Below are 12,770 nucleotides of genomic sequence, written 5' to 3' on the forward strand. Positions count from 1 at the left end.
AAACTTTTATAGTATTTTCTCTAAATTCAGTTTAATTAAAATAAATAACGCTAATAAATGAAATAGCCACCAGGGAACATATTTGCCCTACCGGTGGTAATTAGGGGATAACGAAGTGTACTGATTTTTAGATTTTAGCCCTGAGGTAAATTAAAAATCTGCTTAAGGAGCTTAACCCTTTTCCTGGAGACTGATATTTCAAATTTTTTCTCGTCCATTACCAGTAAATAGGAGCCATTAAACCAGGGGATAACCTCTTTTATTCTTAGCAGGTTTACCAGGTAATTCCTGTGACAGCGAAAAAACATCTGGTGCTCCAAAATTTTTTCCAACTCTTGTAGGGATTGGCTGCTTAGATACTCCTTTCCGTCGGCATAGATAAAAACCTGTCTGTCTCTTGCATAAGCCATTAATATCCTTGTTGGATCAAGGAGATGGGTTTTGCCTTCCAGTTGGCCAGAAATACGACATAGGCCAGGATAAACAGGTTTTGCCGCTGCAGTTTTCTGGGGAACCTGGCACAGGGCCTCCCGGGAGGCATGAAAGACTCTGGCCTTTTCCAATACCTTTTCTATATCTTCCTGTGTTAAAGGTTTCAGGAGGTAATCAATGGCGTCCACTTTAAAGGCATCAAGGGCAAACTGGTCATAGGCTGTAACATAAATAATGTAAGGTTTATAAAAACAACTGCCCTGGATATGCCTCCCTATTTCTATACCGTTTAGGCCGGGCATTTTTATGTCTAGGAAAACAATATCCGGCTTAAACAGTTTGATAGCCTCCAAACCGCTGTCCCCATCGTGATACTGTCCCATAACCAGTACATCTTTGAATTTCTGTAAAATGTGATTGAGGTCGTCACAAATATACTCTTCATCATCAATTATGAGGATTCTTAAGGGCACATCCGGTCACCTCCTCAGGTAAGATAGGGAAGAATAAATTCTACACAAGTTCCACCGGAATCACTGCTGATATTAAGCTTATAATCAACCCCGAAAAGGGCATGCAATCTTTGCCTCACATTCGTAATACCAATTCCCATGGAACTAATCACCTGGTTATTCCCAATTGCCTCTTTCACTTCTTCGCTTATTCCTAAACCGTCATCTTTAACGCGTATAATCACAGTATTGTCCTTTATAAAGGCCTGCAGGGTCAGAGTCACATTGCCTTTTTTCGGAAAGAGGCCATGCTGCAAGGCATTTTCCACTATAGGTTGCAAAGTGAAAATGGGAATTTTCGCCTCGTAACATTCCCTCTCTATTTCCATAAATATTGTTAACCGACTTCCAAAGCGTGATTTTTCAATGGCCAGATAATCTTCCAATCCTTCCAACTCTTCGGCAAGGGAAACCAGCGGTTCCTTGCGCTGGAACGTCCTGCGAAAAAATTTCGCCAGACTCACCAATAAGTCCTGAGCCCGTTCGGGATTACTCCGGCACAAGGATTTGATAATACTCAGGGTGTTGAAAAGAAAATGGGGGTTGATTTGCGCCCGCAGCATGTCATATTCCACTTGCTTTAAATGTCTCATCTGTTCATCTATTTTAGCATTTTCAATCTGCATGCTTAAAAGCTCCGCAATTCCTTCACAGAGCTTAACATCCGAGGAATGGACCAGGTCCCCCACCTTAAACATTTTAATTGAACCAATGATTTTACCGTGGCTTTTTAAAGGAGCTTCCACCCCGGATTCGAGGGGACAACCGGGCACTGGACAGCCCAGTTCCTCCCTGCTGTTGGCTACTAAAACGCTCTCCTCCTGGAATACCCCCCTGGTCAGTGCAGTCATAATCGGATCGCCTGCCAGGTGGTGATCACTGCCTACACCTACATAGGCCAGTACTTGTCTATCATCGGTAATGGCCACTGCGGCTACATTCGTGACCCGGTGGATTACTTCCACTGTAAGTTGAGCCGAGTTTTCGTTCAACCCCTTCCGCAAAATGGACATGGTTTCCCTGGCAATGCACAAAGCCTTTTCTGCGTAGGCTGCTCCCGCCAGTTGCGAGACCATATGCATGTCCTTTACAATGATGACGAAAAGGGCCACAGCCAAAGAATTAATGAGCATGGTAGGCAAACCAATAATCTTTTGTAAGGCCAAAGCCGCTTCAAAGGGTTTAGATATTAATAGCACCAGGGTTTTCAAGACCAATTCAGCCGCCAGTCCGGTAAAAAATCCCATCAAGGGTGTTATCCTGGCCGGGCCATAACGTTTATAAACCCACCCTCCAATTAGACCAGCTGTAATATTGGCTATTAATGAAGCCCCAACAGTAAAGCCCCCTAAAAACACACGGTGGATACCCCCAATTAGACCGGCAGTTACCCCTACTACCGGCCCAGCCAGGAGTCCGCCTACCACAGGCCCCACTATTCTGCTGTTAGCTAAGGCCCCTTCTAAAATGGGGATGCCCAGGTAATTCCCGATAACGGAAATCATACCAAATAACACACTTAAGAACAGCTTCTCCTTTTTACTGGCCTGATTAACCAGGGCATTACGAAAGCTGTTATTCCTGCACAGGATGTAAGCAAGTAAGGCAATAGTAGTCATGTTTTGCACTATGTTTATAAGGAGTTTCATCTGTTCACCTGTTCAATCTCTTGCACTATTATTTAACTACTTTTCGAGATGAACGGCTGTTTTTCCTTTAACTAAATCTTAAAGCCCTCTGCCATTAGTGGCAAAGGGCCTCTTATTAATGTCTTACGCCGAGATAAGCCTGCTGGACCATGGGATTGTCCAGGAGTTCTTTTCCGGGACCGGAAAGTATTACCCTGCCTGTTTCCAGGACATAGGCATAATCGGAGATTTCCAGTGATTTAAAAGCGTTCTGTTCCGCCAGGAAGATGGTAGTACCCTGGGCTTTTACATCCAGAATCGTCTTAAATACCTGCTCGATAATGAGGGGCGCTAACCCCAGGGAAGGTTCGTCTAAGAGAAGGATTTTGGGCCGGGACATGAGCCCCCGGGCAATGGCCACCATCTGCTGTTCTCCTCCTGAGAGAGTTCCCGCATATTGATTAATGCGCTGCCGCATGATGGGGAAGAGGTCCAGCATTTTTTCCATATCCTCCTGAATCCCTTTTTTATCCTTACGCAGGTAGGCCCCCATGAGGAGATTTTCTTTTACTGTAAGATTGGCATACAGCCGCCTTCTTTCCGGCACCAGACATATTCCCTCAGCCAGGACAAGATGAGGCTCAGTGGGCAAGGGCTTTCCATTGTAAAAGATGGAACCGCTTCTTGCTTTCAGAACACCGGCCAGGGTCATCATTAAAGTAGACTTTCCCGCACCGTTGGCGCCGACCATGGAAACGATCTGACCCGGCTCCACCTGCAGAGAAACATCCCTTAGTGCATGTATCTGGTCATAGAAGACATTGATGTTTTCCACTTTAAGCACGCTTGTACCCCTCCCCCAAATAAGCTTTTAACACCAATGGATTTTCCTGGATCTCTTCTGGGGTACCTTCGGCCAGTTTTTCACCGAAATTCATGACGACAATACGGTTACACAGTTCCATCACCACATCCATATGGTGTTCAATGAGGAGAATGGTAAGGCTGAACCGGTTCTTAATCTCCCGGATCAAACCTGCTAATTCCAGGGATTCTTCAGGATTCATGCCTGCTGCCGGTTCATCAAGCAAAAGCAGGGTCGGCTCCAGGGCCAGGGCCCGGGAAATCTCCAGTTTGCGCTGCAAACCATAGGGCAGGCTGTCTGCCCGCTGATAAGCCTTGTCCTCTAAGCCAACGATCCCCAGATAATCCAGGGCCAGCTTGCGCAATTTCTCTTCAGAACGGGACACAGCAGGGGTCCTGAGCAATGCTCTGGGTAAGGAATATTCCACATGCTTTTGATCTAAAGCAATGATGACGTTTTCCAGCACGGAAAGGTTCTTAAACAGACGAATATTTTGGAAAGTCCGGGCTATCCCCGTCTCTACAATGGTGTCGGGCCTTTTCCCACCAATTTCTTGACCCCGAAAAATAATCTGGCCGCTGGTAGGCCCATAAACCCCGGTGATTAAGTTGAAAACCGTGGTTTTACCTGCCCCGTTGGGTCCAATCACCCCCATGATCTCTCCCTGGACTACCTGAAAGGAGAGGTCGCTGCAGGCCACAATACCGCCAAAACGTTTAGTTAGATTGCGGATTTCCAAAACAGTCATCAGGCCGCACCTCCTTTGGCCCTTGATGTTTTACGCACCAATCCCGAAAATGTCTTCCAGCTTAGCTCTTTATAACCGAAAATACCCTGGGGCCGTAAAACCATGATGGCTACCAGAATAAAGCCATAGGCCACCAGGCGCCACATGTTGGCCACCCGCAAGACTTCGGGTATAGCGGCAAAGATAAGGGCTGCGGCAATGGGCCCGGTGATGCTGCCCATTCCTCCTGCTACCACGGCAGCAGTGAGCATGGTAGACTGTACTCCTGTGAACATGCTAGGCTGGATAAAGGAAATGTAGTGAGCAAAGAGACCACCCCCCACTCCGGCACAGACAGCACTGAAGAAAAGGGAACGGAGGCGCACTTTAAAGAGGTTTATCCCCATCATTTCTGCAGCCGTAAAGTCTTCCCGCACAGCGATGGCCATCCTGCCATACCTGGAGAAAACAAAATTACGGGCTACATAGATGACAATAAGGGTTACTATCAGGACCACAGGAAAAGTAGAATACACTTTGATTCCCGGCAGACCCCGGGCTCCCTGGGTTATATCCAGGTTTTCCAGGATAACGCGCACCGCTTCACCAAAGCCTAAGGTAGCAATGGCAAAATAGTCACTTCTCAATTTGGCCTTCAGGGTAGGATATCCGATGATCAAACTTACCAGTCCGGCCATTAAACCGCCCAAAAGCAGGGCTACATAAAAGTTGACTTCATAAAAATAGGTGCTAATGGCTGCCGTATAAGCCCCAATGGCGATAAAAGCCGCATGACCCAGGGAAAAGAGGCCGGTAAAACCGGTGAAAACCGCAAGCCCTACCACGGAAATCACATTGATCATGGCCAAAGCCAGGACTCCTTGTACATAATACCACATAACCTGCCACCCCCTAGACTTTCTCTTCCAAATACTTGCCAAAAAGACCGGCAGGCATGAAAAGAAGGAGAATGATTAAAAGGGAGAAACTGAAAACATCCCTAAAAGTGGAAGCGATATAAACGGACACCAAAGATTCCAAAATTCCCAGGATAATACCGCCTACAACGGCTCCGGGCAAACTGCCCAGACCACCGATAACAGCAGCGATATAGGCCTTATTGGTAATCCACCCCATGGTTGGATAGGCCATATATTTCATACCTAAAAAAATTCCGGAAATACCGGCCAGAGCTCCCGCCAGTACAAAAACCAGGCCAATGAGCCGGCTTAAGTTAACTCCGTTAATCTGGGTAATCATGGAATCATAAGAAGCTGCCCGTATGGCAATCCCTGTCCGGGAATTGTTAATAAAGTAATGAAGAACATAGATGGAAACAAAGGAAAAGATAATGGCAAAAAGATCTAATAGACCGATAGAGGACCCCAGAATTCTTATGCTTTGCTGTTTGAATATTTCCGGATAGGCCATAAAACTGGAACCGATGGTGGCATAAACCATGTTTTCCAGGAAAATGGAGGTACCCATGGCACTAATCATAAAATACAGGGAAGGCGCCCTTCTTTTCCGTAGGGAACTGTAGGCAATGCGTTCATTAAAAAAACTTAAAAGGCTTGCCCCGGCCATGGTTAAAACAAGGGCTACCGGAAAAGGAACCCCAAACTTGACCAGGCTGAAATAACCGATATAAGAACCCAGCATGATAATAGCACCATAAGCAAAATTACTAAAATTGAGAATACTGAAAACCAGGGAGTATCCTACTGCCATCAGGGCATAGATACCACCGATGGCCAGGCCTGTGACAAGAGTTTGTAAGAGCATGCTGCACACCTCATTTTTTGCATTAAAGGTGGTGAGTAGAACCAACTACCCACCACCTTTAACAGAAATTAGTCAGTCGTTACAAACCGGGCGTGGAAGACAAACTTGCCATCTTTAATTTTTTCAATAACTGCGGGCTTATTCAAGGGGTTATGGGTATTGGGATCAATGGTTAATTTACCGGTCAGTACAGGTACGTCCTTCATCTTTTCCAATTCGGCAATAATCTTGGCAGGTTCGGTGCTATTAGCCCTTTTAATGGCTTCCACCACTGCCAGGAGACCGTCAACAGCCATAACAGGATTAGGCATTACAGGATCCATCTTGTATTTTTCTTTATAGGCCTTAATCCACTCCTGAATACCCGGATCTTCCAGACTGGCAAGGTTAACGTAGTAAGCACCCTCCGTAGCTGATCCTCCTAAAGTGATAAGATCAGGACTGGCCCAACCGTCGCCACCTAAGAATTTAACATCGGTCATACCTAAGTCACGAGCCTGTTTCATAGCCATGGCCGCTTCTTTCTGCATGGTAGGAATGAAAAGTACATCAGGCTGCTTTTCTTTAATTTTTCCTAAGATAGCTCTGTAATCAAGTTCCTCGGAACGGAAAGCTTCTTCAGCGACGATCTCTCCGCCGCCCTTTTTAAATGCCTCTACAAAGAACTGTTTCAAACCTTGAGAATAATCAGAACCGATATCAAAGAGCACAGCTGCTTTCTTAGCCTGAAGTTCTTTCAGAGCAAACTGGGCAGCTACTTTACCCTGGAAGGGGTCGATAAAGCAGGTTCTGAAAGCAGTTTTTCTAACTTTGCCTGATTTCTCATCTACGGTTACTTTGGGGTTAGTAGCAGTGGTTGCCAGGAACGGTATACCGGCAGGTTCAGTGACAGAGGTCATAGCGATAGCTACACCACTCTGACCAGGTCCAATGATAGCTACAACTTTGTCACCAATCATACGCTTGGTCACGTTCACCGCTTCAGTCTGATCTGCTTTTGTATCATAGGCAACAAGTTCAATCTTCTTGCCAAGGACACCGCCTTTTTCATTAATTTTAGCAATTTCCATGTCCAGAGCGTTCTTTTCCGCTTGCCCCCACATGGAGGAACCACCCGTTAAGGCCACGGCATGGCCGATTTTAATGGTTTGGGGGGCCTTCTGGCCACAGCCTACCACAGCAAGTGCAAAAATCAGAATTAGACTAAGAACCAATAGTTTTTTCTTCAACTCACTCGACCTCCTCAATTTTTTAATTGATCAGTTGTGTTAGCTTAGGCTATACTTCTTTAAACAACCTCCTTTCGGGGATTGGTTTCGGCTGCCTTTGGTATTAGACCATATGGGTAACCACCTCTTCTAAAGGCATAATTAAATAATCCACAATGGGCACCTCTAGCATGGTATAACAGCCCGGCTTTTGTTTCACTACAGCCCGGGCCGCAGAAACCATGACCTGGCTGGTAATGGCAGGGTTATTGATCCGGTGTTCATATCTAAGCAATTGATTATGGGTGATGCCTGCTTTACCTTTATGTTCTATGCGCACACCGTGTCCCATATCCTTAACATGCTCTAAATCATTGACGGCATAAACGTGGGTTTCGTTATTATTAAAGTAGCTGTCTTGTTTAATCGCAGCTTCTACCTTTGAGAAATCGGCTCCCGGTTTAAGTTTTACATAAACCAGCCTGCGGTGTAGACCAGTACCCATGGGAATGGTAAGGCTTACGGCATCCTTCACCCCTTCTACCGCTTTCGCTACCACAGAATGTCCCATGCTCATACCGGGTCCGAAGTTGGTATAAGTGATGACCCTGGGAACCATGAGTGTCATTATCCCTCTGATCATTGAATCGGAGCCGGGATCCCAGCCGGCAGGGATAATAGCACGTGAACCATGTTTCTTCGCTACGGTATCTAAGTGTTTTTTTTATTCCCAAATGTGAGGACCGTGAATATCAAAACTGTCTAATGGCTTCCATCAGCGCAGGCGAACTGCCTATTATCTTTTCAAAGGCTGGATATTTAAAACCCTTATTTTGCACCTGCATTTCCAACTGTTTCAATTCACTAATATCTCTGAAAACAAGAGCGCCGCCCACAACCTGGTTATCCTGGTCATAAATAGGGTATGCTGAACAGCGAACCCAAATGCCGTTGATGGGGTATTCCTTGCGTTCAATTCCTTTAGAGCGGCCGCTTAAAACCAGGTCCAGATAACGTACTCTGATTATCAGGGTGAATCTTAGCAATGTTTTCCCCAATAATAGGGGGGGATAGGGCTATTGGGGCCTTTGGCCAAAAAATCCTTCCCCTTTAAGATATGCCTCGCGTCTTCTCCCCTGGCTGTATAACCACGGGTTTGATAAAACTTAAGCTGACCTGTTTTGCCGTCTAAAATAACCAGATGCCCAATGGCGATCTGATAGCTCATCTCATAAGATTTATCATTTATACGAATTGTAATAAACTTCAAAAAATTTTCGATGGATACATGGACATTGTCTCCCTTATTGATACAGCAGCTTAGCGTTAAGGGTGTGTTCAGGTTACTGCCGGCCACCACCTTATAATAAGGCGTTTCATAGGGGGCATTATACCTGCCTACCGCAACAATGGCATCCCCCGCATTGGCTGCACGGGAAGGTATACCGATAATGTTTAAATCCTGGGCCGCGAGCCCGCCATCATCGGCCCCCAGGCAATTGTCTGCCAAAATGACGATATCACCGTCGGCAATGCGACCAGGAGGATGGCTCTCACCAGTGTGTGGATCAATGCCAAAAATCTCCCGGACCCTTTTATTATAAACCTGAATTGTCTTATCCTTATCGACAACAATAATGCCGTCTTCGATCAAATCAAGACAGTACTTAAAGTACATGCTGCTAAACATGGTTCCTCCACAATACTGGGAATTATATACATGGATATATTCGCCATTTATTTTAAAATACCTTTAGAAAAAAAAAGCGCCAAAGGAAAACTTGCGTTTTCCTTTGGCGTCAAAAAGCAGTGCCACCTTCTTCGATTTTACCCTTTGCTTTCATCTTTTCCTCATCATTGCGCAGCTTAAGATTTACTGTCACAGCCACAAGAATAACTATACCGCCGATGAGACCATAAATCGAGGGTCTTTCTCCCAGGAATAAAAAAACCCAAAGAGGATTATAGACAGCCTCTGTTAAAGAAAGGATAGAAGCATTTAAAGCAGAAACAAACTTGAGACCCTTGGTAAACAGCACATTAGCCAGTCCAATCTGGACAGCACCCAGGTATAGCAAAGATAACCATCCCGTCCAATGGAGGGTTAAGCCCTCTTTTAAGGATGGAATAAAGGGGAGAGCCAGTAATGCCGTTGAAAGATTACTTAAGGATACTACCATGATACCCGATGAGAACCTAAGCTGGTGGAGAAAAAAAGTAGCTGCCGCCATAGCTATCCCGCTGCTCAAAGCAAGCAAATTGCCAAGAGAACTGCTGCCCTGATTGGGTTCCATGAGAAAAAATCCTATACCAAAAACGATAAAAAGCATAGGAACAGCATTACGCCACCCGAGTTTTTCTTTTCCCGTTAGAATAGTATAAATGAACAGATATAAGGGGGATGTATACTGCAAAGCAATGACATTAGCCGCCGATGTTAACTTATTGGCCGTTACAAAAGAACTGACCATCCAGGCAAAAGCTAGGATATAACCCAATAAAGGTTTACTAAATTCAATTTTTTGTGTTCTTAAGAAAGGCAAAAGAATCATACCGGCAATTGCAGACCTGGCAGCGGTAATAAAAAGAGGATCAACAGGCACTTTTTTGATAAATAACCCACTGGTACTCCAGAGAAAAGCTGCCGCGCAGATATAAATGGCCCCTGCAAATGAATGCTTCATGCTCTTTTACTCCAATCTTGTCACCAGTTTATCATTGGATAGACACAGTTATTATCTTACCACTATCGTCTTAACAGATCATCCCTCTAAGTCACCTAATTTAATGGTTGTGACGTTAAAATAGCCGATGGCGGTATGCCACCGGCTTTGACTTTAATAAATGGCTATCTCCTAACGTGGTAAACGTTTCTTGGATTTAACTCTTTCAAAGAACCCCTTCGGATAAATTGCTGTCACCAAGGGTGTGTGGTTATACTGCTTGGGATCGACCACCCGCAGGACTTTGCCCTGGCATACCGTCTCACCCATTTCATCTACCAGGGTTACTTCCTGCCCTTTTTCGGGTAAAGGCCAGTGCCAGTATTCATAAGGAAAAGTGATGGTAGCCTCGGTTACACTGTAGGTATAATCCTTTACATAGATAGCCAGACCCCGGCAGTCTTCTTACCTCCGCTCTTTATACCCATGTCGGCTACTGGCATCATGTTTGGGTTATCCCGCCAGAGCAGCGCCTTTATTAAAAGCGCTGAACAAAGTCTGTACTGCTTTCTGGGTTTGGGCCGCAGGCACTGCCCATGTCCCGCCAGAGGGCAAAGAGAAGAATCCTTCCCAGGTAAACCCTGCCCCCGATAGGATAGCACTAATTTTTTCCGCACTTATTCCAGAGTTTTGATCCCACACCAAAGTAATGAGGTCACACTCAGAGGAAACAGAAAGTTGTGAACCCTGGGTAATTAAGGAAGAAACGTCTCCCTGGACAGCAAAGCAGCATCCTTCTCTATTCACCAGCTCATAAAACAGTTCATCAAGGGCATAACGTTGCCAAAAACCTGTCATTTCATTGTCACGGATTTTAACAATATGAACTCCTTTGGTCAAAGCTATGCCATATATACCTCCAAAATTCTCCCCGACTTTTCCGATAATAGTGCCAGGGTCATCACTGAAAGTAGACCGGACAGCAAAAGGCATATTATAGGTGATAGCCGTCTTGACTGCGCGGGGATGTATGACTTTAGCCCCGGCCCGGGCTAACAAATACATAGGCTCAAATTCAATGCTTCTGATGAAGGGGGCTTCAGGCACAAGGCGGGGATCTGTAAGGGCCACACCGGGAACATCGGTATAAATTTCTACCAAATCCGCCTTGAGGGCTCCACCCACAGCTATGGCTGTGGTATCGCTTCCTCCCCTGCCCAGTGTGGTAATCTCCCAGTCCTCAGTGAACCCCTGAAAACCTGCTATTACCGCAATTTTGCCGTTTTTCAGGGCCTTAAAGATTCTGTCAGGTGTAATATTGATAATCTCGGAATTTGTGAAATTGCCATCTGTATATATCCCCGCTTGAAAACCAGTCATGGCTTCTGCCGGATAACCTTTTTGGTCTAAAGCATGGGCCACCAGACATGCGGAAATAATCTCACCGCAAGAGGCCAGGAGATCTTTTTTCTTGGGATCAGGATTAGGTCCCACTTCCTTTAACATATCCAGGAAGGTGTCGGTGGCATAGGGATCCCCCCGTCTCCCCATGGCAGAGACAATCACCACCACATCATTGCCGCTGTTTTTGGCAGCAACTATTTTTTGCAATACCATTTCCCGCCTTTCCGGCGTGCTTACCGAAGTACCACCATACTTTTGTACAAGTAATGGCATTCATTTACTCCCCCTTAAGCCAATTTTTCTCCACTAACAGTTCTGCTATCTGCACAGCATTTAAAGCGGCACCTTTACGCAGGTTATCGGCAACTACCCAAAGGTTGAGACCATGGGGTACAGTAAAGTCTTTACGGATACGGCCTACATATACCTTATCAGTACCTTTTAAGTAGACAGGCATGGGATACTCTCTGTTTTGCACATCATCAATTACTTTTACCCCAGGTGCGTTATCTAATATTTGCACAATTTCTGCAATTTCTGGCAAGGGTTTTTCCGTTTCGATATTGATAGCTTCCGAATGGCAGCGGAAGACCGGTATCCTTACAGCAGTAGGAGAAACCATGATTTCCGGATCATCAAGAATTTTTCTTGTTTCATTAAACATCTTCATTTCTTCTTTGGTATAGCCGTTCTCCAGGAAACTATCAATATGAGGAAGGGCATTAAAGGCAATTTGATGAGGATAAACACTGCGCGGCAATTCTTTGCCTAAGATATATGCTTCTACCTGTTTGTTTAATTCCTCAATAGCCAATAAGCCTGTGCCGGAAACAGCCTGATAAGTGGCGACTACTATACGTTTAATTTTATATCTATCATGGAGAGGTTTCAATGCTACCAGCATTTGGATAGTAGAACAATTGGGGTTGGCAATCAGTCCTTTATGGGCTTTTGCAGCTTCAGGATTAACTTCAGGTACCACCAGGGGAACCCACGGCTCCATACGGAAAGCATTACTGTTATCAATAACTACAGCCCCTTCTTCCCTGGCTATAGGCGAAAGGTGTAAACTCGCTGTTTCTCCAGCGGAAAAGAGGGCAATATCGATTCCTTTAAAAGCGCCTTTTTCAGCAGTTTTGATTTTCAGGGGCTGACCACGGAAACTCACGGTTTTACCTTCATTTTCTTTGACGTCCAGGGGAATAACTTCGGCAATGGGCAACGTTGACTTTTCCAAAGTAGCTAACATCTCCGTACCCACGGCGCCCATAGCACCCACCACACCAATTCTGTACTTATACATCTTATAACCTGGTTTCTGAAAGCTAAACATATCTGATTTATACAGGATAATCCAGATTCATTTAGTTTTCTCTTCCGTCGACTAACGAGAGGCAGTGTCACAGGATTCAACTGCCAGGCCATAAGCTCTCGCTTATGTTCCGGGTGGTTTGCCTTGCGGTTCACCGCCGTCCCGGTACTCAATTTTATCAGCATATTTCTAAAAGCAGTTGGGACTTTTAAGATCCCCTTCTGCGAAGAATAC

General features: G+C 45.3%; 12 protein-coding genes and 1 pseudogene. All 13 read right to left on the bottom strand.

The genetic code is table 11. The features are described from left to right. Nucleotides 1–134: 134 nt before the first annotated feature. Nucleotides 135–905 carry a LytR/AlgR family response regulator transcription factor gene (locus BR63_RS08880; protein WP_034424250.1) on the bottom strand — a complete coding sequence of 257 codons (771 nt, stop codon included), beginning with the start codon at nucleotides 903–905 and terminating at the stop codon, nucleotides 135–137. A gap of 14 nt (nucleotides 906–919) precedes the next feature. Further along, nucleotides 920–2,593, bottom strand: a complete 1,674-nt coding sequence (locus BR63_RS08885) for a LytS/YhcK type 5TM receptor domain-containing protein (RefSeq protein ID WP_034424248.1) — start codon at nucleotides 2,591–2,593, stop codon at nucleotides 920–922. 115 nt (nucleotides 2,594–2,708) lie between these two features. Beyond that, entirely contained in the window at nucleotides 2,709–3,416 is a 708-nt protein-coding gene (locus tag BR63_RS08890) for an ABC transporter ATP-binding protein (RefSeq protein WP_034424246.1), read from the bottom strand. After that, nucleotides 3,409–4,185, bottom strand: coding sequence for an ABC transporter ATP-binding protein (locus tag BR63_RS08895; RefSeq protein ID WP_034424245.1), 777 nt, complete (start codon nucleotides 4,183–4,185; stop codon nucleotides 3,409–3,411). The genes BR63_RS08890 and BR63_RS08895 overlap by 8 nt, the downstream gene beginning before the upstream one ends. Beyond that, nucleotides 4,185–5,063 (bottom strand): branched-chain amino acid ABC transporter permease, encoded by an 879-nt coding sequence (locus tag BR63_RS08900; protein WP_034424242.1) that lies wholly within the window; start codon nucleotides 5,061–5,063, stop codon nucleotides 4,185–4,187. The genes BR63_RS08895 and BR63_RS08900 overlap by 1 nt, the downstream gene beginning before the upstream one ends. A 13-nt stretch (nucleotides 5,064–5,076) precedes the next feature. Continuing rightward, nucleotides 5,077–5,949 carry a branched-chain amino acid ABC transporter permease gene (locus BR63_RS08905; protein WP_034424273.1) on the bottom strand — a complete coding sequence of 291 codons (873 nt, stop codon included), beginning with the start codon at nucleotides 5,947–5,949 and terminating at the stop codon, nucleotides 5,077–5,079. A 68-nt stretch (nucleotides 5,950–6,017) separates the two neighbouring features. Continuing rightward, nucleotides 6,018–7,178 carry an ABC transporter substrate-binding protein gene (locus BR63_RS08910; RefSeq protein ID WP_034424241.1) on the bottom strand — a complete coding sequence of 387 codons (1,161 nt, stop codon included), beginning with the start codon at nucleotides 7,176–7,178 and terminating at the stop codon, nucleotides 6,018–6,020. Between the two features lie 103 nt (nucleotides 7,179–7,281). After that, nucleotides 7,282–7,866, bottom strand: a pseudogene (locus tag BR63_RS08915) (diaminopimelate dehydrogenase); the annotation flags it as partial. A gap of 43 nt (nucleotides 7,867–7,909) precedes the next feature. Further along, complete coding sequence (locus BR63_RS08920) at nucleotides 7,910–8,203, bottom strand: hypothetical protein (RefSeq protein WP_034424239.1); 294 nt, start codon at nucleotides 8,201–8,203, stop codon at nucleotides 7,910–7,912. Continuing rightward, nucleotides 8,197–8,847, bottom strand: a complete 651-nt coding sequence (locus tag BR63_RS08925; protein ID WP_034424238.1) for a hypothetical protein — start codon at nucleotides 8,845–8,847, stop codon at nucleotides 8,197–8,199. The genes BR63_RS08920 and BR63_RS08925 overlap by 7 nt, the downstream gene beginning before the upstream one ends. A gap of 109 nt (nucleotides 8,848–8,956) precedes the next feature. Then, on the bottom strand, nucleotides 8,957–9,841 hold the full coding sequence (locus tag BR63_RS08930) for a DMT family transporter (protein ID WP_034424236.1): 885 nt from the start codon (nucleotides 9,839–9,841) through the stop codon (nucleotides 8,957–8,959). A gap of 492 nt (nucleotides 9,842–10,333) precedes the next feature. Beyond that, nucleotides 10,334–11,497, bottom strand: a complete 1,164-nt coding sequence (locus tag BR63_RS08935; RefSeq protein ID WP_051966057.1) for an aspartate kinase — start codon at nucleotides 11,495–11,497, stop codon at nucleotides 10,334–10,336. Nucleotides 11,498–11,501: 4 nt separating this feature from the next. Next, nucleotides 11,502–12,527, bottom strand: a complete 1,026-nt coding sequence (locus BR63_RS08940) for an aspartate-semialdehyde dehydrogenase (protein WP_034424234.1) — start codon at nucleotides 12,525–12,527, stop codon at nucleotides 11,502–11,504. Nucleotides 12,528–12,770 lie beyond the last annotated feature (243 nt).

The sequence above is a fragment of the Thermanaerosceptrum fracticalcis genome (genome assembly GCF_000746025.2).
GTDB lineage: Bacteria > Bacillota > Peptococcia > DRI-13 > DRI-13 > Thermanaerosceptrum > Thermanaerosceptrum fracticalcis.

Bases quoted from the DNA above. Each gene is read 5' to 3' on its own strand.
- BR63_RS08885 (WP_034424248.1), bottom strand. From the start codon at position 2,593: ATGAAACTCCTTATAAACATAGTGCAAAACATGACTACTATTGCCTTA.
- BR63_RS08895 (WP_034424245.1), bottom strand. From the start codon at position 4,185: ATGACTGTTTTGGAAATCCGCAATCTAACTAAACGTTTTGGCGGTATT.
- BR63_RS08900 (WP_034424242.1), bottom strand. From the start codon at position 5,063: ATGTGGTATTATGTACAAGGAGTCCTGGCTTTGGCCATGATCAATGTG.
- BR63_RS08905 (WP_034424273.1), bottom strand. From the start codon at position 5,949: ATGCTCTTACAAACTCTTGTCACAGGCCTGGCCATCGGTGGTATCTAT.
- BR63_RS08925 (WP_034424238.1), bottom strand. From the start codon at position 8,847: ATGTTTAGCAGCATGTACTTTAAGTACTGTCTTGATTTGATCGAAGAC.
- BR63_RS08930 (WP_034424236.1), bottom strand. From the start codon at position 9,841: ATGAAGCATTCATTTGCAGGGGCCATTTATATCTGCGCGGCAGCTTTT.
- BR63_RS08935 (WP_051966057.1), bottom strand. From the start codon at position 11,497: ATGCCATTACTTGTACAAAAGTATGGTGGTACTTCGGTAAGCACGCCG.
- BR63_RS08940 (WP_034424234.1), bottom strand. From the start codon at position 12,527: ATGTATAAGTACAGAATTGGTGTGGTGGGTGCTATGGGCGCCGTGGGT.